The 24,022-nt window shown below is 58.4% G+C and carries 17 protein-coding genes and 1 pseudogene; 1 reads left to right on the top strand and 17 read right to left on the bottom strand.

The window, feature by feature from the left end; genetic code table 11:
• Positions 1 to 315: 315 nt before the first annotated feature.
• From ACLH0J_RS19330 to glaH, 8 genes and pseudogenes are all read right to left on the bottom strand, one after another.
• Positions 316 to 1,032, bottom strand: a complete 717-nt coding sequence (locus ACLH0J_RS19330) for an ABC transporter ATP-binding protein (protein WP_024075421.1) — start codon at positions 1,030 to 1,032, stop codon at positions 316 to 318.
• Positions 1,032 to 1,790 carry an ABC transporter ATP-binding protein gene (locus ACLH0J_RS19325; protein ID WP_023048108.1) on the bottom strand — a complete coding sequence of 253 codons (759 nt, stop codon included), beginning with the start codon at positions 1,788 to 1,790 and terminating at the stop codon, positions 1,032 to 1,034. Before ACLH0J_RS19325 ends, ACLH0J_RS19330 begins: the two co-directional genes overlap by 1 nt.
• Positions 1,787 to 2,740, bottom strand: a complete 954-nt coding sequence (locus ACLH0J_RS19320; protein ID WP_024075422.1) for a branched-chain amino acid ABC transporter permease — start codon at positions 2,738 to 2,740, stop codon at positions 1,787 to 1,789. Before ACLH0J_RS19320 ends, ACLH0J_RS19325 begins: the two co-directional genes overlap by 4 nt.
• Positions 2,722 to 3,033, bottom strand: a pseudogene (locus ACLH0J_RS19315) (endonuclease); the annotation flags it as partial. The gene ACLH0J_RS19320 and the pseudogene ACLH0J_RS19315, both read right to left, overlap by 19 nt.
• 786 nt (positions 3,034 to 3,819) lie before the next feature.
• Positions 3,820 to 5,271 carry an NADP-dependent succinate-semialdehyde dehydrogenase gene (gene gabD, locus ACLH0J_RS19310; protein WP_024075423.1) on the bottom strand — a complete coding sequence of 484 codons (1,452 nt, stop codon included), beginning with the start codon at positions 5,269 to 5,271 and terminating at the stop codon, positions 3,820 to 3,822.
• Between the two features lie 109 nt (positions 5,272 to 5,380).
• On the bottom strand, positions 5,381 to 6,748 hold the full coding sequence (locus ACLH0J_RS19305) for an aspartate aminotransferase family protein (RefSeq protein WP_023048105.1): 1,368 nt from the start codon (positions 6,746 to 6,748) through the stop codon (positions 5,381 to 5,383).
• A 238-nt stretch (positions 6,749 to 6,986) separates the two neighbouring features.
• Complete coding sequence (gene lhgO, locus ACLH0J_RS19300) at positions 6,987 to 8,216, bottom strand: L-2-hydroxyglutarate oxidase (RefSeq protein WP_023048104.1); 1,230 nt, start codon at positions 8,214 to 8,216, stop codon at positions 6,987 to 6,989.
• Positions 8,217 to 8,300: 84 nt separating this feature from the next.
• On the bottom strand, positions 8,301 to 9,278 hold the full coding sequence (glaH, locus tag ACLH0J_RS19295) for a glutarate dioxygenase GlaH (RefSeq protein WP_023628647.1): 978 nt from the start codon (positions 9,276 to 9,278) through the stop codon (positions 8,301 to 8,303).
• A gap of 192 nt (positions 9,279 to 9,470) precedes the next feature.
• Between glaH and csiR the strand changes: the two genes are divergently transcribed.
• On the top strand, positions 9,471 to 10,190 hold the full coding sequence (gene csiR / locus ACLH0J_RS19290) for a DNA-binding transcriptional regulator CsiR (protein WP_023048102.1): 720 nt from the start codon (positions 9,471 to 9,473) through the stop codon (positions 10,188 to 10,190).
• 377 nt (positions 10,191 to 10,567) lie between these two features.
• On the opposite strand, the gene ACLH0J_RS19285 is transcribed toward csiR, so the two are convergent.
• From ACLH0J_RS19285 to ACLH0J_RS19245, 9 genes are all read right to left on the bottom strand, one after another.
• Positions 10,568 to 11,527, bottom strand: coding sequence for a helix-turn-helix domain-containing protein (locus tag ACLH0J_RS19285; protein ID WP_411388566.1), 960 nt, complete (start codon positions 11,525 to 11,527; stop codon positions 10,568 to 10,570).
• Positions 11,528 to 11,624: 97 nt separating this feature from the next.
• A complete protein-coding gene (locus ACLH0J_RS19280) occupies positions 11,625 to 13,715 on the bottom strand; it encodes a hydantoinase/oxoprolinase family protein (RefSeq protein WP_033902869.1) in 2,091 nt (696 codons plus the stop codon).
• A gap of 35 nt (positions 13,716 to 13,750) precedes the next feature.
• Complete coding sequence (locus tag ACLH0J_RS19275) at positions 13,751 to 15,496, bottom strand: hydantoinase B/oxoprolinase family protein (protein ID WP_033902868.1); 1,746 nt, start codon at positions 15,494 to 15,496, stop codon at positions 13,751 to 13,753.
• A gap of 300 nt (positions 15,497 to 15,796) precedes the next feature.
• On the bottom strand, positions 15,797 to 17,170 hold the full coding sequence (gene ltrA, locus ACLH0J_RS19270; protein ID WP_049950174.1) for a group II intron reverse transcriptase/maturase: 1,374 nt from the start codon (positions 17,168 to 17,170) through the stop codon (positions 15,797 to 15,799).
• Positions 17,171 to 17,669: 499 nt separating this feature from the next.
• Positions 17,670 to 18,842, bottom strand: coding sequence for a porin (locus ACLH0J_RS19265; RefSeq protein WP_031637015.1), 1,173 nt, complete (start codon positions 18,840 to 18,842; stop codon positions 17,670 to 17,672).
• A gap of 153 nt (positions 18,843 to 18,995) precedes the next feature.
• Complete coding sequence (locus ACLH0J_RS19260; protein ID WP_033902867.1) at positions 18,996 to 20,357, bottom strand: purine-cytosine permease family protein; 1,362 nt, start codon at positions 20,355 to 20,357, stop codon at positions 18,996 to 18,998.
• Positions 20,358 to 21,003: 646 nt separating this feature from the next.
• Positions 21,004 to 21,948, bottom strand: coding sequence for an electron transfer flavoprotein subunit alpha/FixB family protein (locus ACLH0J_RS19255; RefSeq protein ID WP_023662939.1), 945 nt, complete (start codon positions 21,946 to 21,948; stop codon positions 21,004 to 21,006).
• Positions 21,949 to 22,713, bottom strand: coding sequence for an electron transfer flavoprotein subunit beta/FixA family protein (locus tag ACLH0J_RS19250; protein ID WP_023048095.1), 765 nt, complete (start codon positions 22,711 to 22,713; stop codon positions 21,949 to 21,951). It lies immediately after the preceding gene.
• Positions 22,714 to 22,769: 56 nt separating this feature from the next.
• Positions 22,770 to 24,008, bottom strand: a complete 1,239-nt coding sequence (locus ACLH0J_RS19245) for a CaiB/BaiF CoA transferase family protein (protein WP_023048094.1) — start codon at positions 24,006 to 24,008, stop codon at positions 22,770 to 22,772.
• Positions 24,009 to 24,022 lie beyond the last annotated feature (14 nt).

Below are 24,022 nucleotides of genomic sequence, written 5' to 3'. Positions count from 1 at the left end.
CAGGGTCGGAAGGCGGCTCGGGAGCAGGCGCCGCCAGCAGCACCGGCGGTTCAGGCTCAGGCGCCGGTGGCGGCGCTGGCGCTGGCGCTGGTGGCGGCAACTCGACCAGGATCGGCGGCAACCTGTGGTAGAGCAGGCCGGCCAGGGCGACGCCGGCCAGCGCCAGGGCCGCCAGTGGGCCGTGCAGGCCGCTGTCCAACAGCAGCAGGCCGGCTGCGGCCAGCGCCGCCGTCGCTTGCAGCAACGCCGCCAGCGGCTTCTGCCAGTTTCGGGCAGGGGCGTCGGTCTTCTCGTTCATCGTCAGTCTCCCCGGCGTCACAGGCCAATATGTTCCTGGAGGATCTGCGGCTGGCACTTCAGCTCGACGCTGGGCCCGTCGAACACCACCCGTCCCTTGACCATGATCATGCTGCGGTCGGTCAGGTCGAGCAGCACGTTGACGTTCTTGTCCACCACCAGAGTGGCGATACCGCTGGCCTTGATCAGGCGGATCACGTCCCAGATCTCCTTGCGGATCAAGGGCGCCAGGCCCTCGGTGGCCTCGTCGAGGATCATCAGTTCGGGGTTGGTCAGCAACGCGCGGCCGATGGCGACCATCTGCTGCTCGCCGCCGGAAAGGTTGCCGCTCAGGTGGGAGAAGCGCTCGGCCAGGCGCGGGAAGGTCGCCAGCACCCGCTCCAGGTTCCAGTCGCGGCGCCCGTCCAGGCCCGGGCGGGCGGCCATGATCAGGCTCTCGCGCACGCTCAGGTTGGGGAACATGCCGCGGCCCTCTGGCACATAGCCGATACCGCGGCGGATGATCTGGTGGGTGGCGCGGCCGCTGCAGCGCTCGCCGCGGATCAGCACCTCGCCGCGGCGCGCCGGCGTCAGGCCGAGCAACGAGCGAATGGTGGTGCTCTTGCCCATGCCGTTGCGGCCCATCAGCGCCAGGGTCTCGCCCGGCTGGATCTGCAGGTCGACGCCATGCAGCACATGACTGTTGCCGTAATAGGTGTGCAGGCCGGTGGCCTGCACCAGGGCTTGTGCGCTCATCAGAATTGCTCCTCGCCGTCGCCCAGATAGGCCTGCTGTACCGCCGGATCGTTGCGCACCTGGTCCAGCGGGCCACTGGCCAGCAGCTCGCCGTTGACCATCACGGTGAGACGGTGGGCGATGCTGAACACCGCATCCATGTCGTGCTCGACCAGGACCATGGCGTACTGCTGCGACAGTCTGGCGAGCAGTTCGACCACCCGCGCCGATTCGTCCTTGCCCATGCCGGCCATGGGTTCGTCGAGCAGCAGGAAGCTCGGCTCGGTGGCCAGTACCATGCCGATCTCCAGTTGGCGTTGCTCGCCATAACTCAGGGCATCGGCCAGGGTGTCGCGGTGGGCGGCCAGGCCGCAAAGCTCCAGCGCCCGTTCGGCGCGCTCGCGTACCTCGACATAGGCCTCGCAGCGGCGGAAGAAACGAAAGGAGTTCTTCAGCCGCGACTGCGCCGCCAGCCAGCAGTTTTCCAGGCAGGTGAAGCTGGGAAAGATGTTGGTGCGCTGGAAGCTGCGGCCGATGCCCAGGTGCGACACCCGGTTGGGCGCCAAGCCGGTGATGTCGCGGCCGTGAAAGAGGATCTGCCCGGCGCTGGGCTGAAGATGGCCGGACAGCAGATTGACCATGGTGCTCTTGCCGGCGCCGTTGGGGCCGATGATCGCGTGTACCTCGCAGGGCGCCACGCTCAGGGAAATGTCGTTGACCGCACGCAGGCCGCCGAAGGCCTTGCTCAGTCCGCGGGTTTCTAGAACATGGGCGGTCATACGCCGGCCTCCTTCTTCATCGCGTCGGGGGTGGATACCGTACTTGCGTCGCAGGCCGTGGCTGTGCGCCGGTCGCAGAGCTGCAGCAGCAACCCGGCGAGACCGCGCGGCAGCAACAGAACCATGGCGATGACCACCAGCCCCATGGGCAGCTCCCAGTGCGGGGTCAGGCCGGCGAACAGATGGTGCAGGCCCTCGAAGGCGAAGGCGCCGAAGATGGCGCCGAACAGGCTGCCCATGCCACCGAGGATGACCATCACCAGGGCGTGGGCCGAGAGCTGCCAGCCGACCTGGTCGGGGCTGACGAAACCGTATTGGGTGGCCGAGAGCATGCCGGCGTAGCCGGCGATGGTGCCGGCAATGACGAAGGCCGCCAGCTTGTAGAACAGCGGGTTGTAGCCCATGGAACGGACCCGTTCCTCGTTGTGCTTGATGCCCAGCAGCACCCGGCCGAACGGCGCGCGCAGGAAGGTGCGCAGCAGCAGATAGACCAGCACCAGGGAGCCGAGCACCAGGTAGAACAGGCTGCGCGGGTTCTCCAGGTCGAGCAGATGCACCCCGGCGATGGCCACCTCGGGCTTGAGGAACAGGTAGATGCCGTCCGAGCCGCCGGCGAAGGCCGAGTCGTGGAACAGGTAATAGAGCATCTGCGAGAAGGCGATGGTCGCCATGATGAAGAAGATGCCCGAGGTGCGGATGATCAGCAGGCCCATCAGCAGCGCAGCTGCGGCGCTGACGCCCAGGCACAGCAGCAGCGCCAGCCAGAAGTTCACCGCCTCGAACTCCGGGGCGAACAACACCAGGCTGTAGCCGGCGATGCCGAAGAAGGCCGCCTGGGCCAGGCTGACCATGCCGGTCACGCCCACCAACAGGTCGAGGCTGAGAGCGACCAGGGCGAGAATCATGATGTGGGTCAGTTGCTGCAGGTGGAAGGATACTGTCGATCCCAAGCCATAAGCAATTGCTGTTGCTGTTGCTGTTGCTGTTGCTGACAGGACATGGACATGCCATAGCGATCCTACGTGTAGAAGGTCGGGCAAGCGACCAAGCCTTTCACTTCATCACGCGGCACTGCTGCTCGCCCTACGAAATCAATGCGGGTACTACACGTTCCGTAATAAGGGACTGTGGCACCATGCCATAAAGGAAGTTGCTTCGCCTCACCGACTGACGGATAGCGGTTGGTCAGGTCAACTTTCATGGCACGGAAGACGGGGTCACCAGCTACGCAGTTCTTACGACCTTATGTGCCTCTGCTTGAAGATTTCTGCCAGTGGCTATTACGACTGGAGGGATCGTGATCCAAGCCCCGAATGCTCGCCTGATTGCGACCGAGCGAATTCAATGATGGTAAGTACGCCAACGGCCTGCTTTGCCAACTGCCCTACCCGACCGATGACACGCGTTTGATCATTGCAGCGGCACAGGAGGGAATCAAAAGGCTGTAACGAGAGGGTTTCAGCTATGCCAAAGCCCAAGTGTTGCTGCTAGACCTGTGTAAGCGTGATGAGTACACACAGGATCTATTCGCACAGGAACAGCCAGCTCGAACAGAAAAGCTAATGAGCACATTGGATGCAATCAACGGTCGCTGGGGCGCCTTAAATCATCGCACCAAACCATCTTAGAGAGAGTTCACCGTCGCCCCTAACATGGCATAGGTGATGGATATCACCTTTATCCATACCAGCAGGACTGGCTGTGAAGGCAGCATTACTTCGCCTAATCTAGCGCGGCGGGATTAAAAAGGCGCAGAGCCTAGGTGTAGGACTCCGCGCAACGCTCAATCGTTAGAAATGTTAGGCACCTAGCTCGAACAGGGGGCGCTGTCGACGCGGATACAGGCCTCCAGACTCTGGTTGCGCGGCAACAGCCGTGAGAAGTAGACGGTGACGTAGAAATAGCCCGCGTCAATCTTTGTCTGCGCCACAACCGATGTAGCATGCCCGGGTTTTATAGACCGGGCCAAGATTAATGATGCTCGCCAAGTGGGGCCTGAGCGAGAATCACGTGCCTATTCGCCGGGCTCTTAGATACCACCCAGGCAGAGGTACTTGATCTCCAGGTAATCCTCAATGCCGTACTTGGATCCTTCGCGACCCAGGCCGGATGCCTTGATACCACCGAAAGGCGCAACTTCATTGGAGATCAGCCCAGTATTGACGCCGACCATACCGTATTCTAGGGCTTCGGCCACACGGAACACGCGCCCCATATCGCGGGCATAGAAGTACGAGGCCAGGCCGAACTCGGTGTCATTGGACATCGCGATCACGTCGGCCTCGTCCTTAAAACGGAACAGCGGCGCCAGCGGACCGAAGGTTTCTTCCTTGGCTACGGCGGCGTTATTCGGTACGTCAATGAGGATGCTCGGCTCGAAGAAAGTGCCACCGAGGGCGTGCGGCTTACCACCAGCGAGTAGCTTGGCACCCTTGCTAATGGCGTCGGCAATGTGCTCCTGGACCTTGGCCACCGCCTTGGCATCGATCAGAGGGCCGGTGGTGATACCTTCGTCCAAACCGTTACCAATCTGCAACTTAGCTACCGCGATTTTCAGCTTCTCGGCGAAGGCATCGTATACGCCGTCTTGGATATACAGGCGGTTGGCGCACACGCAGGTCTGGCCATTGTTGCGGTATTTGGAGATCAGTGCGCCTTCCACTGCCTTATCAAGGTCGGCATCATCGAATACGATGAACGGCGCGTTTCCGCCCAGTTCTAGCGACACCTTTTTAATGTCCTTGGCACATTCGGCCATTAGCTGGCGACCAATTTCGGTGGAGCCAGTAAAGCTCAACTTGCGCACGATCGGGTTGCTAGTCAGTTCGCTGCCGACTTCGCCAGCACTGCCAGTGATTACACTGAACACGCCTTTGGGGATCCCGGCACGCTCGGCCAGCACTGCCAACGCCAGCGCCGAATAAGGCGTTTGCGACGCTGGCTTGAGCACCATGGTACAACCGGCGGCCAGGGCCGGGCCGGCTTTACGGGTGATCATGGCTGCCGGGAAGTTCCAGGGTGTAATCGCTGCCGTTACGCCGATGGGCTGTTTGATCACGATCAGGCGTTTGTCCGGTTGGTGGCCGGGAATTACGTCGCCATACACGCGCTTGGCTTCTTCGGCGAACCACTCAAGGAAGGACGCCGCGAAAGCAATTTCGCCCTTGGCTTCGGCAAGTGGCTTACCTTGCTCCATGGTCATGAGACGACCCAGGTCGTCCTGGTTTTCAATCATCAGTTCAAACCAGCGGCGCAGTTTGTTGGCGCGGTCTTTAGCTGTCAGTGCACGCCAGGCTGGCAGGGCATGATCTGCTGCTTCGATGGCTCGACGGGTTTCCGCTGCCCCCATCTTCGGCACACTACCCATAACTTCGTTGGTGGCCGGATTGGTGACCTGAATGGTCTGGCCGCTGTCCGCGTCCAACCAGGTTCCGTCGATATAAGCCTGTTGGCGGAACAATTGGGTATCTTTGAGTTGCATGGCGTGCTCCTTCGCAGACTGCATTCAGTGCTGCTCAGCTATTTTCCAAGCTATGAATTTAAGCCGAGGAGAGCCACATAAAAGCAATTCTCTCCTCCCCCGGATTGATCTAACCAACCCACTGAGTGGTGTCGTCCAGCGCCCTGGCAAAGCGCTCTACAATCATTCCGACTTCCTGTTCGTTGACGATTAACGGCGGGCAGAAGGCCACGGCATCACCCATGGCGCGAGTAATCATGCCGTGTTCCTGGGCTCTGCCGGCCATGTAGCGTCCGAGGGTGCCTAGCGCCTGATACGGCGCCTTGCTCACGCGATCGCCAACTAGTTCTACCGCAGCGATCAGTCCACAACCGCGAATTTCGCCCACCAAGGGATGATCGATGAAATGCTGTAGGCCGCTGCGCAACAACTGGCCCATTTGCGCCGCATGCTCGACCAGGCTCTCCTCTTCAATAATCTTCAGGTTCTCCAAGGCCACGGCAGTAGCTACCGGATGACCGCTGCCGGTGAACCCATGCCCAAGCGCGCCAAGCGCTTGGCTCTGATCAGCGATGCCCTCAAATACTGGGGCATTGATCAGAATCGCCGCTATCGGCTGATAAGAAGATGACAGTTGCTTGGATAACACCATGATGTCCGGCTGGATACCAAAGGTCTGGCTGCCAAACATCTGCCCGGTACGCCCAAATCCACAGATTACCTCATCGGCGATAACCAGGATGTCGTACTTACGGCAAACTTTCTGGATCTTCTCCCAGTAGGTACGAGGCGGCACTATGACACCGCCAGCGCCCATCAATGGCTCGCCAATGAACGCTGCGATAGTCTCCGGGCCTTCGGCGAGAATCTTCTGCTCGAGCTCGACGGCAAGGCGGTCAGCGAAATGCTCTTCACTTTCACCGGCAAGGGCGAAACGATAATGGTGCGGGCAGCCGACATGCAGGAAGCCTGGAAGCGGCAGGTCGAAACCGCGCTGGTTGCCTGGAAGGCCAGTCAAGCTTGCGCTGGCGACGGTGATGCCGTGGTAGCCGTTGACCCGACTGATGAACTTCTTCTTGGCTGGTTTGCCTAGAGCGTTATTGAGGTACCAGACCATCTTCACTACAGTATCGTTAGCCTCGGAACCGGAGTTGGTGAAGAACACCTTACTCATAGGCACCGGCGCCATCTCGATCAGCTTTTCGGCTAACTCGATACTCGGGCGATGCGATTTGTGACTGAACAGGTGATAAAACGGCAGGGTGTTGAATTGCTGCTCAGCTGCCTTGATCAGACGTTGATTGCTAAAGCCAAGCGCGGCGCTCCACAACCCAGCCATCGCCTCGATATAACCCTTGCCCTGATCGTCATAAACATAGATACCCTCCCCGCGCTCGATGATCAGCGGGCCAAGCTCCTGATGAAGGCGAGCATTGGTGTAGGGGTGCAGTTGATACTGAATGTCTTTTTCTGGCAGCGAGGATACTGACTGGTTCATGGGGCGCTCTCAATATGACTAACAAGCATGGTTTCTGGGAGTAGCCTTATAAGTAGGCATCCGGCTTTTGATCACAATCACACACTTCAATTCGGTAACGAGTTCAGTAACGATGACTTGGCTCGGGGACGTTAAGTGCACTAGCCGATAGCCTATTAGACTGAGCCGGTGCGGGGCTTGTCGTCTTGCGCACAGTCTTGTTCGTTCCAGTGCACTGCCGAATTCGCCCCGCACTGCCTCATGCGGGATGTTGGTTTTTTACAAACCTGGGTAGCCCCTGCAGCTGTGCATCAATCTGCTTGATGATGTAGGCGCCTATGGGAATTGCAGAGGTAGCCGCCGGCGATGGTGCATTGCAGACGTTGACGCTACGGCGGGTATTGCGGAACAGGAAGTCCTCGATCAACTTGCCGTCCGCTGAAACCGCTTGGGCGCGGACGCCGGCCGGGTAAGGCTTGAGATCCTGCAGCGTTAAGCTGGGGCAGTACTTGCGTACTTGCTGTAGATAACCACGCTTGAACAGCGAGTTTTTCATCTCGATCAGGCCGGGCCGCAGATTGTCCTTGAGCACTTTAAGAATGCCCGGATTGGTGAGCATTGCGAACGTGTCGGACAAAGATATGTCACGCTTGCGATAGCCCTCACGCTTGAGTGCCAGCACAGCATTGGGACCGACTGTCACACTGCCGTCGATCATTCGCGTCAGGTGCACGCCGAGGAACGGCATGGAGGGATCGGGAATCGGGTAGATCAGGTGATTGACGATCCGGTTGTGCTGCTCAGGCAGCAAATAGTATTCGCCACGGAACGGGCAAATGCTAAAGCCAGGATCTAAGCCCAGTAGACATACAATGCGGTCGGCCATCAGACCCGAGCAGGTCACCAAAAAGCGTGCAATGACTTCTTCATGCTGGGTTTTAACCCGCATCTCCGTGGCGCGCTCTTCCAGGCCGATGACTTCGCTGTCGTAGCGAATCTCGCCACCGTGCCTCTGGAACTCGCGAGCCATGGCAGCGGTGACCTCGGCATAGTTAACGATACCACTGGAGGGCACGAAGATCCCGCCGATTCCGGTGATGTTCGGTTCGCGTTCCTTCAGTTGCTCCGCAGACAGCCACTCGCGCTCCAGACCATTGGCTGCAGTGCGCTCCCAAAGCGCGCGCATGCGCTGCATTTCCACCTCATTGGTGGCGACCAGCAACTTACCGCACTCATCGTAGATAATGCCGTGCTCGTTACAGAACGATTTGGTAGCACGGTTGCCTTCCAGGCAGAACTTCGCCTTCAAGCTACCCGGCGTGTAGTAGACGCCGGCGTGGATGACCCCGCTATTGTGCCCCGTCTGATGCTTAGCTGGCCCGGACTCTTTCTCGAGCAACAAGATTTTCGACTCTGGGTAGGCCTTGATTAATTGCATGGCAGTCGACATGCCGATAATGCCGCCCCCGATGATCACAAAATCGTACACCGCTATCACCTCTACTCGATCTGTTTTGCCCCGTGGACAAACGACAAGGGCTAAACCGCGCAGCCCCTGTTCAATTAATGGCAATTATTGGCCTTGCTGATGGCCGAGTTTGGGGTAACTGAAGTAACCGCGCTGGCGCATCAGTTCACGGCGCAGCCCAGGGTGAGGGGTGAAACGATCGCGGCCATGCAGCCAATACAGGTTATTAATCAGCAGGAAGCAGCCAACTGGCACCGGCACGGAAAGCTTCTGTTTACTGCCCTCCAGGGAGATAGACAGGTCGGTCAGCCAGTTGCCCTCGTCGAAGTCTTTGGGCTGAACAAATTGATCGATATAGCGAATAGTCGGCCGCCCTTCGGCGTCGACATCAAAGATCGAATGGAACACGTCCGTATCGACCCTTTTACTCGGCGGCGCGGTCCAGCGCATGACGCGCCGTGCTAGCGGATGATGGAAGAAAGCATGGCGATCCTCCCAGTCGTCCAGATGCAGGATCAGCGAGTTGCCACCTTCGATATTCTGCTCATCGATCTTCATCATCAGCACGTAGTCGGTGATCTGATCGACGAAAGTACCATCGTTGTGCAACTCCATTACCCGGTGAGGTTGGCGCAGGTAGCTGTCCGAATTATCGACGTTCTCGACCACGAAGCGTGCGTAGAACTGGCCGCTCATCGCATCAAAGTTCGACCGCCCCAGCAGGTGGGCCACAGCAGTCGAGAATTTGACCATATCATCAGCTTGTGCCACATCATTCAGGGCCTCCTGCTTGATTAACAGCCCTCCGGTGGCACGATCCATTAGGGCGTTGAGTAGCACCGGGCGCAGGCTGTTACCGCAGAGATCGTCAAGAATTTTGGCGAAGCGAAATCGCAAGAAGGACTTGTATTCCAGCGCCTGCACCGGCCACTCGGCCACTGCTACACAGAAAGCCTCTATCGTCGCCTTAGTGAAGGTCAGCTCGAACAAACGGGGCGACTGAGCGGAGGGTGAAAGAGAAAACCCCTTAACGGCGGTCGGTAGCGGCATCACAAGATCTTTGAGCTGGGTAAAGGCATTCATGGCAGAGTCCTGACGAAAAAATTGTCTGTACGCCGCCCCGAGATTTACCAGAACAGCCGGACTAAAAATATAGCTATTTTATAAAAATGTCTACGCTTTTATAAAATAGCGACACTCGGCAACTGCATCTCCACTTAGTAAATATTTCTGCAGTTGCGTATGATGGATAAAACCCGTTGAGGAGCATGGTTTATGGATACGCTCGCCCCCCGCCAAAACTCAGCAGTCAGCGGCTATGAGTGGCTCAAGCGGGACATAATTCAGGGCATGTTCAAGCCCGGAGAAAAACTGCGAATGACTGCGCTTAAGGAGCGCTACGACCTAGGCGTAGGCCCTCTGCGTGAAGCGCTATCGCATCTGATTGCGGAAAATCTGGTAGTAGCTATCAGTCAGCGTGGCTACCGCGTCGCTCCTATGTCGCTGAGCGAAATGCAGGACATCTATGACGCACGGGCCAATCTCGAAGCGCTGGTACTTAAGCTCGCCATCGAACGCGGCGATGACGCCTGGGAGGCCCAGGTGTTGGCCTATTCGCATACATTGGCCAAGGTAATGGAGGTCAAGACCCAGGAGCAGATGCTGGAAATATGGGATGCCCGACACAAGGCCTTCCATACAGCTATAGCCTCCGGCTGTGGGTCTAGACACCTGCTGCAGGCGCGCGCCTATCTGTTCGATCAGGCCGAGCGCTATCGCCAGCTGTGGCTGCGGCGCACGGTGCTATCCGAGGAGGCCTTGTCCCTGAAACGTCAAGAGCACAGCGAACTGGTAGAAGCTATCCTTGCCCGTGACGCAACGCGAGCAAGCGCCATGATGCAGGCTCATCTGATGACACCAGTACCGATCATCGAAGGGATCATGCGCAACAGCAACCTGAGAGCATCCCAGTCCGCCCCTGAAATCATGGGATAGTTACCGTGTCTCGCCCTTAGAGGGGGTGCCTGCGGAATTTCAGCATGTTTTTTGCAGGACAGACCTGAAGCAATTACTACCCAACACCATAGCTTTGCACCTAGCATGGTTCCGTCTTACGCTTGTGAAGCCTGCGCCGCTCTCAGCCCGCTCGCGTGAACCTAAAACAATAAGCTTGGCTTGATCAGCAACACCAGCTACGCATGAGTTTGCCAATGCAGACGACAAAGGCTTACCCAAGTTAGCGCCCGTATGGAATATCAGACGCCGATATATAACTGGTACTCCCGCAACGGTGAAAAGGCGTGGAGCCTTTATGGGGAGCTACGCCGAGTGACTTCTAATCCCCCAGAGCACATTGACAATAAAGTAACCGGCTACGGCTTTAACGAAACGGCTCGGGCTTCACTGGCAGTACAACTAAAGTGCTGGCGAAAATGCCGGGAAAATTGTGCCTGATCACTGAACCCCCAACGATATGCCAGCTCACCGATTGATAGGTGGCAGTGGGGATCACGTAGGCGTTGATATACAGCCTCCAATCGTTTCAGGCGAATCCATTCACCGAGACTGTAGGGCGTACTGAAAAATAATTTATGCAAATAGCGAACCGATAAGCCGCAGGCCTGAGCAATATGCTGCGGGTTTAGTTCAGCTGAACACAAGTTTCGGTCGATGTAGGGCTCGATACGCTGCAAATGCAGGGCAGCTAGACTCGAACTCTCACTATTAAGGACGCGCTCATCTTGGCGCAGAGCCATTAACAACGTCGAAAGCACCTGTTCCAGCAGCATATGACGGGCATCCGCATCGCATTCGTCGAAGCGCGCGGCACACATCGCCAGTTGATCAACAAAAATTCGTCCCAATCCACGCCGAGCCTCGAAACAGAAACGGGTGTAGCGCTCGGCTCCACGTATCTGTCCATGTAGCGCGCGCTCAGGCAGCTTGAATACCCAAAGGTCGTTGTCGCAGGAGTAGTGAAAACGATAAGGCGCATCGCCTCGCTCGAAGATGAACCCACCTGGCTTACAATGGAGCTCACGACCGTCTTGCTCGAAGTGTACTTCGGTAAGGCGCGGCACTGTTACAAGGTAACAGGGTTCAGTATCTTCGCTAACCTGGCTCTCGCTGCGCGAATAGCCTAGCTGACTGGAGCGCAGGCGCGATAACGCCAACGGCGTACTGCCCGTTTTCCAAATTTTCAGGCTGCCTTGGAAAATGGCGCTGGAATTGAACTCCAACGACAATGGAAAATATGTATTGCCGATGGCTTCGGCCCAACGCGATTGCCTTTCTCCCTCAGGCCAATACCGCGTAGACAATTGATCTGTCATGAAAGGTCCTCAATTTGTAGTTATTATGAGGGCGGCACCAACGGTGAATGCCGTCGGTGCCGTTGTTACACAATCCTTTGTTAAAAATCCCTGACGGTCAATGACCGGGAGTCAGTTCATATGTGGCCGAGGGATCCAGACTGACCCGCCAGCCCGGTGGAACAACGATGTTTGTGGTCGCTTCCTCAATCACACAGGGACCTTGAATAATCTGCCCTACTTCTATGCGGTCGCCGTTGTACACAGGCGTGTCCTGCCAATCGTCTTGCGCATTGAACAGCATCGGACGATGACCAGCCGGAATCGCGGCCGTTGCCTTGAGCGGGGTTGCAAGTTCAGGCATTGGTGGACGCTGTAACCGCGCGATCACCGAGCACTCTAGATTAACTAGTTCGACCGGGCTGTTAGGCTCACTGAAGGAAAACAGCGCCTTGTGCCGCTGGTGGAAGGATTCGCGCAGGGCCGCCAGGCTGCTACGGTCGAGCCGGTCGCAGCTCAGTTCGACGCTGCACTCGTGGATCTGTCCGAGGTAACGAATCTCCAGGCTGTACTGGCATTCAATACGATTGTCACCACCGAAACCATCGTCTCGCAGGTTCGTCATACCACGCTCGCGTAACTGCTGCAGGGCCTGGTTTAGTTGCTCCAAATCGACGAACTCGTCATCCAAACGCATCGGCAAAGTAGTCAGCTGATCATAGCGGATGTCAGAGAGAATCTGGCCGAAGGCGCACAGCCCCGAAGCCACCTTGGGAATCAGCACAACCTTGCTGCCGATTTCCTCAGCTAGTCGCATCACGTGCATGCCCGCTGCACCACCGGCACCGATCAGGGCGAAGTCACGGGGATCATAACCACGCTCAATGGACACGCGGCGGATACCACTAACCATGCTCAGGTTAACCAGGGTAATGATACCGACGGCCGCGCGCTCGACACTGATACCCAGCGGTTCGGCAATTTTACTGCGGATCGCATCGATCGCGGCTTGTCGATTTAGACGGATGCTGCCACCGAGCAGTGCACCATCAGCCAGATAACCGAGCGCCAGGTTAGCATCGGTTACAGTCGGCTCGACCCCACCCTTTCCATAACACACAGGCCCGGGGTTAGCCCCGGCACTGCGTGGACCGACCTGGAGCATGCCGAAGTCGTCAAGGTGGGCGATCGAGCCACCGCCGGCGCCAAGGGATTCCACCTGAATCATTGGCACGCCGATACGGTAACGGAGGAAGTCGCTGTCTTTGCTGAAGTTGGTGCGACCGCCTTTGCTAAGAGTGATGTCGAACGAGGTACCACCCATATCGACGGTGATTACGTTGTCGATACCGAATGGCTGGGCCACGCACAAGCCGGCTTGCGGGGCAGATGCCGGACCGGAGTTGATCGCGTTGACCGCCCGCTCACGCATTACCACGCCAGGAGCCAGACCTCCGTTGGACTGGAAATAGCGGGTAGGCTGCTGCGCGCCCAGCTCCTCGAACAGCGCGTCGATGCGTTCGATATAACGACCCATCACTGGGCTAAGGTAGGCGTTGACCACGGTTGTCGAGGTGCGTGTGTATTCGCGAATCTGCGGGAACACCTCGTGGCCGCTGCAGACAAATACGTCAGGTAAAGCCGCACGCACCATAGCCATAGCGCGCTGCTCGTGACTAGGGTTGCGCACCGACCAGACGAAGGAGATCGCCACCGCCTGCACCTGTTGTTCGCGGAAGTAGTCGATGGCGGCATGAATCGCCGCCTCGTCTAGCGGGCTGAACTCGCTGCCGTCACTGATAATACGCCCGCCGATTGGACGGCGCAGGTGGCGCGGCACTAACATATGCGCCGGTGGATAAGTGGCGTCATAGCGATGGCCATCTTCTTTGTGGCCAAGGCGAATTTCCAGGCTGTCTTCATGGCCATCGGTACACAGCAGGCCCACCTTGACCCCGGTCTTTTCGATCAGTGCGTTGAGCGCCACAGTCGTCCCGTTGATGCACAGATCGCAGTCGGCAATGATCTCGGCTGGTGTACGGCCGAGGGCATCGGCGATTTGCGCCAGACCGTTGCGTATGGCCAGGGTGCCGTCATGTGGGGTGGACGGCGCCTTGAACAACTGCACGTTGCCCTGATGGTCGGCGAGGATGAAATCAGTGAAGGTGCCGCCGGCATCGATGCCCAGGCGATATTGTTGTTTGCTCATTTTCGAATTCTCTGCATTGCTCAAAGGGGCTGTGCTCAGTGCGCGGCTCGGTGTGCGTGGGTTGCGGCTTCATCGAGTTGGCCGTTGCCGTCAATCACTACGCCGTATTCAAGGCGCGCGCCGTCAATCGAGACCAAGCCGTTGCGCACATCGGCTAGAACCGTGGCCAGCGGACGACGTAGTGGGTCGCCATAGCCACCACCGCCCGGGTTGACGTTGATTACGCGCTCACCTGGTTGTGCGGTCAGCAGAGTGTTCTGGATGTAATGGTCTTCCTCACCGTCGACATGTCTATGGATCAAGCGGCCGAGCTTGGGCTCGAGCAGAACATTCTTCGCCCCTGCCGCACCGGCGGTAGGCAGCTGCCGGCCCTCACCGAAACCGACCACGGTCATGGCGTGCTTCAGCGGCTCGAGCTCCAGGCGAGTACCAGAGCCACCGCGGAATTCACCGGCGCCACCACTGTCGGTCATCAGGCTGTAGCGGTGTATCAGTACCGGATAGGAGTACTCAAGCAGTTCGATATCGCCGGACGTCAGCGCGCCGAAGCAGCACAGCGGGCCGCAAGCAGGCCAACCATCCATAGCCTTGTTAGCGCCAGCGCCGGAGATGACCGAGGCCAGCACCATGGTCACATATTCATCGTTGTTGTTGCGTGGGTCGTGCCCAGCGATATTGATCCCGCTGGCATGCCCCCAGGAGGCGGTCACACGCTCCGGAGCCGCCTGTTCAAGGGCCAGACGCACGGCATCGGCGAGGGTTTCCATCGGAGTAGTGGTGCAGTTGACGTGCGGTGCCGGCTCCTGGGCGTTGCACAGAGTACCGGACGGGCCAAGGTCTACACTCACGCAGCGATAGAGGCCTTCATTGTAGGGCGGTGGCACCTGGGCGAACATCATCAGTCCGAGGTAAACCCCGGAGATCGAATTGCCCGCGTAGGAGTTGATGAAGTAAGGCACCTGCGGCGGGCTCTCTATCAGAACGTGCGCCTCGTCGCCGCGAATTTCCACCTGGGCAGTGATCGACAATTCTCCCAGACCATGACCGGAGTCTTCGAGAATGGCAGTGCCGCTGTAGAAACCGTCTGGCACATCACGCAACAATGCGCGCATATGACGGTCTGCCATATCTTTCAGCTCGGTAATGCACGCTCGGACCTGGTCGACGCCATAGCGATCGAGCAACTCGATCAGGTGACGCTCGCCCACGCTGCAAGCACCGTACTGGGCATTCAGATCGCCTTCTTGATAGGCGCGGGCGCGCATGTTGGTCAGCAGCAGGTTGATTACGTCTTCCCGGCGCTGGCCCTGGGCCCACAACTTGACAGGCGGGATGCGCAGGCCCTCTGCGTAGATTTCTTTTGCGTCCGGGTTGTAGCCGGCCGGTACCGGGCCGCCAATATCGGTCAGGTGGCCCTTGCAGACCGTCCAGAACACCAGCTCGCCCTTATAGAACACCGGTTTGTACATGCAGCAGTCGAGGATATGACTGCCCATGTAGGCTGGATCGTTATGATAAATAACATCGCCCTCGGCAATCTCATCACCGAAGAAGCCAGCAACGCATTTCATCGCTGGGATAAGCGAACCGAGATGAATAGGAAGGTCCTGGCCTTGCAGGATCATTTCCGGGAGGTGATCGAAGAGTGCGTTGGAATAGTCGTGGGCGAGGTTGAACACGCTCGAGCGACTGGTCTTTTCCAGCGTCAGGGTCATTTCTCGCTGGGCTGTTTCGAGCGCACCGCGCACGACTGCCAGGGTGATCGGGTCTACTATGTTCATGGGTCACCACAAATCTTGTTTTTGTCTGGGGAGGCGTGACGGATGTCTTGCCCACATCGCTAAGCTACGCGCGGGCCTAGCGGCTGGCTTGTCTTCAAGCGCACCGTTTTTTGGCCTGAAGTGAACTGTTTCTACTGGTGCATCTACTCAAGATCTAATGCCGGGAGGCCGGAACGCTGCGATCGGGTAGGAGGCGGCCTCACGGCCGCCGTCCTCCCACACCACCGTGCGTACGGTTCCGTACACGGCGGTTCAGGCCATGCGGTTAAGCCGATTGATCGTATCCAGTATCGAGACCAGTCAAAGTCTGTCCCATAGCTTCTTCGGCAGCGCCTGATTCATATGCGGCGCTCCTGAGTTCCACCACGGGCCTCGGCCATTGAAGGCCGACTTGCAGGCACGCTCCTCGCTCAATCCCAGGCGCATCAGGTTGCGCGCCCTCGTAGAGGGCTGCTTCCATTGCCGCCAGATGACACAGCGAAGTTTGTGCCTGACCCAGCCATCCAGCTCTTCCAGTGGACGCTTGCTCTGGCTGAGCTTGAAGTAGCCTGCCCAGCCTCGCAGCACCGGGTTTACCCGCTCGATGACATTCGCCATCTTGTGGCCCCGCACCCCTCGCAGCAGTTCCCTGAGACGGTCGCGCACACGGCGCAGGCTCATGGTTGCCACTCGCAGTCTAGGCTGCGAGTGCCAACTCATCCCATACCCCAGGTAGTCGCATTTCCACGACCCAGCCACGCGACTCTTGTCCCGATTCAGTCTCAGTTTCAGACGGTGATTCAGGAACCGCTCGACACTGGCCAGCACTCGTTCGCCAGCACGCGGACTACGGACATAAATGTTCGCGTCATCGGCATAGCGCACGAAGCGATGGCCTCGCCGCTCCAACTCACGGTCGAGTTCATCGAGCAGGATGTTCGACAGCAGCGGCGAAAGCGGGCCGCCTTGCGGCGCCCCCTCCTGCCGATGGCTGACAACCCCGCCCGACATGACGCCCGCTTCGAGGTAACGGCGGATGAGTCTGAGCACCTGTTTGTCTTCGACATGGCGCTCAACACAGAACATCAGGATGTCGTGGTTGACCCGATCAAAGAACTTCTCCAGATCGAGTTCCACGCAACACCTATGACCCGCCGCCACATGGGTGCGGGCCATCTCGACAGCCTGGTGAGCGCTTCTGCCCGGACGGAAGCCGTAGCTATAGTCCGAGAACAGCGGATCGAAGATCGGCGTGAGCTGTTGCAGCAGGGCTTGCTGGATCAGGCGATCCACGACACTGGGAATGCCCAGTTGCCGCATACCGCCCTGCGGTTTGGGAATTTCGACCGCCCGCACTGCCTGGGGATGGTATTCACCTGCCAGCAGCCTGACCTTCAGGATGGGCCAATACTGTTTCACGTAGCCTGCCAAGTCGGCGACCGTCATGCCATCGGCACCCGGCGCCCCCTTGTTGCTGACCACGCGCTGATACGCACGCTTGAGATTGAGCGGCGCAAGCACCCGCTCCATCAGCGTGTCCGGCTCCGCGTTCATCCACGTCACCGACGCCGCCGATACCTCTGCGCTGTCAGGCGTCATCCTCGGCCTCTGGCCGGGACTCGGGGTGACAGTCTTCTCTTGGAGAAATTTCTGCATTTCGGTTATCGACGAGACGCTGACGCCTACTGGCGGCATGACCTGTTCGGCCCTTGATGGCGTGGTTGACCGCCACTTACTACGGCCTCGGCTGACTTCTGCACGCCCATCCCGTCGCCTCTCGACAATCGGTAGCACAATGGCAAGCGTACAGATCTCCCAGGGTAATTCGCGCGACCTTCCTGCTTATGCCTGTCGGATCTACGTCGCAGCGTTCCGTGCAAGTATCGGGCTTTGGCGATTATGGCCACCTCACCCCGCTGCGCCGCCTCATCCGCTTCCTGTTCGTCAGGCCAGCATTTTGTCTCGGGCTTCCTTCAGATTCGCAGTCGCCCGCGACACCCTTGCCTTCAGCTAACACTTCCCCTTGCCGGGTGTGTAGAGGACTTTCACCTCCAAGTCGCCAGGCTCACCACCACAGTGAACCCGACAGCGCCAGTCACGGCGCTACGCGCCATGCCTGGCGCACCATAAAAAAACGCCAGCACATGGCTGGCGAAAATAGGAGCGTGAGTGGTTGCTAGGGGCGCTTATTGCCTCAGAAGTAGTAACCGATATTGGTATACAACTGGTTTTCCCAGCGTTCGCTACCGCCGGCGCCCAGGCTCTGGGTGTAGCTACCGCCACCGATGTAGGGATCGTGCTTGCCGTGCAACCACTCGACGGCGATCCATAGGTCTTTCAGCGAGAAAGATGTGCCAAGGATGAAGCGCTGGGAATCCTCGAAGCTGGACTCATCCTTGTCGAACAGGCTGTAGTTACCGTAAACCTTGACACCAGAGAGCCACCCGAGTGAGCCAGGAATGTCATAGCTGAGGTCGGCTACATAGAGGTTACCCTTGGCGGCAACGTTAAAGGTGCCGTCGAAGCTGCCGAAGCTAACCAGCTTGTCTCTGCCGGGATTCTCCGGGCTCATGTCCTGGCGAGTGGCTTGCAGTTGCACGCCCCAGGGGCCATTCTTGCCCGAGTAGTGGACTGCTAGGGCATTTCGGCGGCCGCTATCACGACTGTCCTGGTTCTGCAGCGTCGAGGTCAATGCCGAGGCGCCGATCTCCGACTGCCAGCTCCCAAGCTTTAGGTTGCGGGCCAGACGCCCGACTAAGATGTCGCGCTCGTGGTTATCGCTGCCGTCGACGACGTAGTCATCTGCCGTAGCAACACTGGTTGCATAGGTCCGCCCGCCGCGGCTTGTACCTTGACCCTGATCAGCCGGGCTTAGGTAGTAAGCGAGTTGGAAGTTCCAGTCATCCTGCTGCTGGATGTATTTAACACCAAGGTTCGCAATGTCTTCCAGGCCGATCACGCTGCCCAAGGTCAAGAAGAAAGTGCTGCCGGCATAGGGCAGCAGGCCGAACGGAATCTTGTTTAGTCCCACCTGAATCTGACGCGACTCATCGAACTTGTAGCCGATCCATGCATATTCGGCGAAGGCGATGTCACCGATCTTGTCGGTATAGTCGAAAGGGTAAGCGTCGCCATAGAAACGGTATTTAGCCGCGCCGATCCAACTATCGGAGTTGTAGGTAGCGGTGAGAAAGGCAGTATCGAAACTCAGCTTCTCGATATCCCGGTCGGGGTCGTAGTCGATACGCGCACGCACGGCGCCGCCAATGTCCAAGTTGTCATTGATAGCCACCGCACCTGCGGGTAGCGCGAGCGATGCCAACAATGGAAGTAATATGAGAGTTGCTTGTGGGTGCAGGTTGATCATTTTCATGAATTGGCTCTTAGCATTGTTAGTCTTTTTTTCAGCTACGCAGCACTAAGCCGCTGCGGTGTTGCGGCTTAGTTTTGGATCGGGTTTGGTAGCTGCAGCAAGTTGCCGGAGCCGAATACATCGGCCCGGTGGGCGCCGATATTGGTTTCAGCTGCAGCTGGTGCGGACAAACCAGCTGCGTTTGGCGCTGTTGAGTAGCAGCCAGTAGCTGGCGAACGCGCAGACAAAGGTCACCGGCGCTGAGAAGGTCGCCAGCGTTGCTCCGCCGAAATTCAGCAGCACTATCCCCAGGCCAGCGGCAAAGAACCAGGCGATCAAGCCGCACGGGTTGAAGGCGTTGACTCGTTCGAGAGCGAATTCAATATTGCCCTCGAACAGCTGGGTATATTTCGGCGAGAAAATATGCGCCAAAGCGATCGCTACCCAAGCCACTACAAAGATGCTCTGGTATGCCAGGGCTTGCAGAATGTAGCTGAACACATTGAGCAACATCATTGTGTAGACCACGATGCCAACTACTACGGCCCATGCCATATAAGGCACAGCCGCCAAGCCAAAACGGCCGAAGAACGCATGCATGTTGCTAGCGGCCATGAAGAAATTTGCGGTATTGATACGGGTCTGGCTGACCCAAACGAACAACAACCCCCAGATACCCATCAGCTCGACAATGGCCAGCACCACCGAGACCTCAGACAGGCCGCCCTCTGCGGGAATGGTGGCGGCGAGAAAGATGCCGACCAGACCGTTAATAAGAAAGGTGAAGATATAGAATGGTAGGCCGAAGTTAAATTTAGCGTGGTAGCTGGCGTCCTGCTTACGACCGAAGCGTGCGTAGTCCCAGGTGTACATCATGAGAATCCACACTCCCATGAAATAGGTGAAACAGTCCCACCAGCCATTACTTACTGGCCCGCTCTCAGGCCCCATTTCCAACCAGGCAGAACTGTAGCCGTATTCACCGACGGCCATCGCTACTACGGCAATCAGACCAATCAGGTAGAGCGGCAGCAGCACGCCATTGAACTTATCCAGCCAGGTCTGCACGCTACCGAACACCAGTGGCACGCTGTATAGCACCACTATTAGGTAGGCTTGATTGAGCGTGATGTCGGACACGTAGTGTTGGATAGCAATGGCGATCACCGAGCCTTCAAACACGCTGTAGTAGATCGCCGTGGCGAAGAAAATCAGGGTGGCCAGTGCTGCGCCGGCGCGTCCGAATAGCACCCGGGAGAAGAGTGCGACCGATAATCCGGTCTTAATGGCGTAGCGGGCAATGACCCCGTTGATGGCCGCATAAGTTACGACCGACAAGAGTAAGCCGATTATGGCATTCATCGTACCAAAGCTCATTGCCAGGGTGGCGGACACCACCAGCCAAAACATAGCACTGCAGATGGCCCACCAAGCCATCGTCAGTGAGCCTTTGCTCATGCGGTGTTCTTCCGGAACCGCGACGGTGCTGTAGTCGATACTATCGACCTGTTTTTTGATGTTTCCGGCCATGGCTCTTCTCTTGTTTTTGTAATGAGTGGAGTCATGATCATAAGTACTTCAGGCGGGCGACCACTTGCTGCTGAGCGCACTCTCTTTTGTCATACCTGAAGCTTCTTGCTCTCTGGAAGATGGCCCACCCAGACGAAACTCCTCCAGCGGAAAGCGATGAGAAAATCTCTCAGGCTGTCCAAGTCAGAATAAAAGACCTCAATGACGCTATGGCTTACATCTCTTTCCGAGAGAGCGTTATTAGCGAGCGAGTCACCTAACAACACCTACACTCAGCGTGATAGCCAGACAGACAACATAGCGCTTAAACGTTTCAAGCCAGTAGGACTACAAGCAAAGCACTCAATGACGGGCTCGAGGCCGATTCAATCTCGGCACAACCACCCTAAGCCAGCAACCAGCACTACATGCTACAAGAAGTCAAAACCGGGTACAAAACCGGGTACAAAGAATAACGAAAACAACCAGAATGCCTAAGCTCAAACGCTCAAGCATCAGACTTACCGCATAACGTGTAAGTCAAAAAATTGTCTTTCCCGCACGTCAACTCTATGTTTCAAATGCATTAGCCCTGAAACCCGCACGCCACTTGAGTATGCACGCATAGCACAATTCTATAGGTATTGCAACACATTCCTTTAGGGCTTCAGATCACTTGCTGCAACTGCGGCACGACCTCGAACAAGTCACCCACTAGACCGTAATCCGCCACCTGAAAAATCGGCGCCTCTTCGTCCTTGTTGATTGCCACGATGACCTTGGAGTCTTTCATCCCGGCCAGGTGCTGGATGGCACCGCTGATGCCGACGGCGATGTACAGCTGCGGCGCGACGATCTTGCCGGTCTGGCCAACCTGCATGTCGTTGGGCACGAAACCGGCGTCGACCGCAGCGCGCGAAGCACCGACGGCGGCGCCGAGCTTGTCGGCCAGGGCATACAGGTGCTTGAAGTTGTCGCCGTTCTGCATGCCGCGACCGCCGGAGACGACGATCTTGGCCGCGGTCAGTTCCGGACGATCGGACTTGGCCAGCGCCTCAAAGACGAAGGCCGAGATGCCGGCGTCGCCGCCAACGGCCACGGCTTCCACGACAGCACTGCCGCCTTCGCCGGCCACCGGATCGAAACCGGTGGCACGCACGGTGATCACCTTCACCGCCGCCGAAGACTGCACGGTGGCGATGGCGTTACCGGCGTAGATCGGCCGCTTGAAAGTGTCGGCGCTTTCCACGGCGATGATTTCGGAGATCTGGTCGACGTCCAGCTGGGCGGCGACGCGCGGCAGGATGTTCTTGCCGTTGCTGGTGGCGGCGGCGAGGATGTGGCTGTAACCCTTGCCCCCTGCTTCTTGAACAAGAGCAGCTACCAGCGGCGCAACGTTTTCCGGCAGCTGATGGGCGAAGGCGGCGTTGTCGGCCACCAGCACCTTGGCCACGCCGGCGAGCTTGGCAGCCGCTTCGGCGGCGGCGCCACAGGCGGCACCGGCAACCAGGAGGTGGATGTCGCCACCGATCTTCTGCGCAGCGGCCACGGTGTTGAGAGTGGCCGGCGCCAGGGCGGCATTGGTGTGTTCAGCGATAACCAGGATAGTCATTTAGATTACCTTCGCCTCGTTCTTCAGTTTCTCGACCAGTTCCGCCACCGACTTGACCTTGATGCCGGCCTGGCGGGCAGCCGGCGCTTCGACTTTCAGGGTCTTCACGGTGGACGCGGTGGCAACGCCCAGGGCGTCCGGGGTGAGCACCTCCAGCGGCTTCTTCTTGGCCTTCATGATGTTCGGCAAGGAGGCGTAGCGCGGCTCGTTCAGACGCAGGTCGGTGGTGACGATCGCCGGCAGGTTCAACGCCACGGTCTGCAGGCCGCCGTCGATCTCGCGGGTCACGTTGACCTTGTCGCCCGCCACTTCGACCTTGGAGGCGAAGGTGCCTTGGCCGAAGCCGGTCAGCGCGCCGAGCATCTGGCCGGTCTGGTTGTTGTCGCTGTCGATGGCCTGCTTGCCGAGGATCACCAGCTGCGGCTGCTCCTTGTCGACCACGGCCTTGAGCAGCTTGGCCACGGCCAGGGAGTTCAGCTCGTCAGCACCCTCTTCCTTGACAGCCTCGACCAGGATGGCGCGGTCGGCACCGAGGGCCAAAGCAGTACGCAGCTGCTCTTGCGCCGCCGTCGGGCCGATCGACACCACGACGATTTCACTGGCAACGCCCTTCTCTTTCAGGCGTACGGCTTCTTCCACGGCGATTTCGCAGAAGGGGTTCATCGACATCTTAACGTTGGCGAGATCGACGCCGCTGTTGTCCGCCTTGACGCGAACCTTGACGTTGTAATCGACCACACGCTTGATCGCTACGAGGACTTTCATAAAGGCTCCATGGGAAAAATTGCCCCGGCAAGCTGGCTGGCCGGGGCATGGCAGGTTCAGCGTTCACCAAGCTGTTCGATGATGCCTTGTGCCTTCAACTCGGCCAGGCGCTCATCATCGAGACCCAACTGGCGCTTGAGCACCTCATCGGTATGCTCACCCAGCATCGGCGCGGGGCGCAGGTACTCGACCGGTGTGCGAGACAACTTGATCGGACTGCCGACCGTGACGAAGTCGGCTTTCAAGGGATGGGGAATGTTGACCAGCATGTTGCGCGCCAGTATCTGTGGTTCGTCCAGCGCCTGGGCAATGCTGTTGATGGCCCCTACCGGTACGCCCTGCGGGTGAATGCGCCCTACCCACTCATCGGCGAGCCCTCCGAGAAAGTGACGCGACAGGATGGCAACGATCTCCTCGCGGTTGCTGACTCGGTCGGCGTTGCGCGCGAAACGCGGATCTTTCGGCAGCTCTGGCAGGCCGATGGCGTCGCACAGTGCGACGAACTGTGAGTCGTTGCCGCAGGCAATGATGAAGTCGCGATCACTGGCGCGAAACACCTGGTACGGCACAATGTTGGCGTGGGCGTTGCCATAACGCCCGGGCGGCTTGCCGGAAGCCAGATAGTTCTGGCTCTGGTTGCACAGTGTGGCGACCTGAACATCCAGCAACGCCATATCGATATGTTGACCAAGCCCGGTCTTTTCTCGGCTGAGCAGCGCAGCTTGGATAGCCACCGTCGAGTACAGGCCGGTCATCAGGTCCGCGAAGGCAACGCCTACCTTTTGCGGGCCGCCACCGGGCAGATCGTCGCGCTCGCCGGTGATGCTCATCATTCCACCCATACCCTGAATGATGAAGTCGTAACCCGGTTCTGCGGCGCGCGGCCCGGTCTGGCCGAAACCCGTCACCGAGCAATACACCAGGCGTGGATTGAGCGCAGCGAGGCTAGCGTAATCCAGCCCGTACTTGGCCAAGGAACCGGCCTTGTAGTTCTCGATCAGTACGTCGCAACTGGTAGCCAGGGCCCGCACCATTTCCTGCCCCTCGGGGCTGGCGATGTTTAGCGCCACCGACAACTTGCCGCGATTGGTGGACTGGTAATAAGAAGCCTCGCCGGTGGACTCGGCGTTCTGCCCCTTCATCCATGGCGGCCCCCAGCCACGGGTGTCATCACCCGCGCCCGGCCGTTCGATTTTGATCACTTCGGCACCCAGATCGGCCAGAGTTTGGCCGCACCAGGGACCAGCCAGAATGCGGCTCAAGTCGAGCACGCGATACCCAGTCAAAGCACCCATTTCATTTCACCTTT

It is taken from the genome of Pseudomonas sp. MPB23 (genome assembly GCF_046605395.1).
Taxonomy (GTDB): Bacteria; Pseudomonadota; Gammaproteobacteria; order Pseudomonadales; family Pseudomonadaceae; genus Aquipseudomonas.
This window is presented reverse-complemented; position numbering and strand designations above follow the sequence as displayed.

Coding starts and splice junctions, on each gene's coding strand:
- ACLH0J_RS19285 (WP_411388566.1), bottom strand. CDS start 11,527: ATGACAGATCAATTGTCTACGCGGTATTGGCCTGAGGGAGAAAGGCAA.
- ACLH0J_RS19255 (WP_023662939.1), bottom strand. CDS start 21,948: ATGACTATCCTGGTTATCGCTGAACACACCAATGCCGCCCTGGCGCCG.
- glaH (WP_023628647.1), bottom strand. CDS start 9,278: ATGAATGCCTTTACCCAGCTCAAAGATCTTGTGATGCCGCTACCGACC.
- ACLH0J_RS19275 (WP_033902868.1), bottom strand. CDS start 15,496: ATGAACATAGTAGACCCGATCACCCTGGCAGTCGTGCGCGGTGCGCTC.
- ACLH0J_RS19245 (WP_023048094.1), bottom strand. CDS start 24,008: ATGGGTGCTTTGACTGGGTATCGCGTGCTCGACTTGAGCCGCATTCTG.
- ACLH0J_RS19305 (WP_023048105.1), bottom strand. CDS start 6,748: ATGAACCAGTCAGTATCCTCGCTGCCAGAAAAAGACATTCAGTATCAA.
- csiR (WP_023048102.1), top strand. CDS start 9,471: ATGGATACGCTCGCCCCCCGCCAAAACTCAGCAGTCAGCGGCTATGAG.
- ACLH0J_RS19280 (WP_033902869.1), bottom strand. CDS start 13,715: ATGAGCAAACAACAATATCGCCTGGGCATCGATGCCGGCGGCACCTTC.
- ACLH0J_RS19260 (WP_033902867.1), bottom strand. CDS start 20,357: ATGGCCGGAAACATCAAAAAACAGGTCGATAGTATCGACTACAGCACC.
- ACLH0J_RS19250 (WP_023048095.1), bottom strand. CDS start 22,713: ATGAAAGTCCTCGTAGCGATCAAGCGTGTGGTCGATTACAACGTCAAG.
- ACLH0J_RS19330 (WP_024075421.1), bottom strand. CDS start 1,032: ATGAGCGCACAAGCCCTGGTGCAGGCCACCGGCCTGCACACCTATTAC.
- ltrA (WP_049950174.1), bottom strand. CDS start 17,170: ATGCCGCCAGTAGGCGTCAGCGTCTCGTCGATAACCGAAATGCAGAAA.
- ACLH0J_RS19265 (WP_031637015.1), bottom strand. CDS start 18,842: ATGATCAACCTGCACCCACAAGCAACTCTCATATTACTTCCATTGTTG.
- ACLH0J_RS19325 (WP_023048108.1), bottom strand. CDS start 1,790: ATGACCGCCCATGTTCTAGAAACCCGCGGACTGAGCAAGGCCTTCGGC.
- gabD (WP_024075423.1), bottom strand. CDS start 5,271: ATGCAACTCAAAGATACCCAATTGTTCCGCCAACAGGCTTATATCGAC.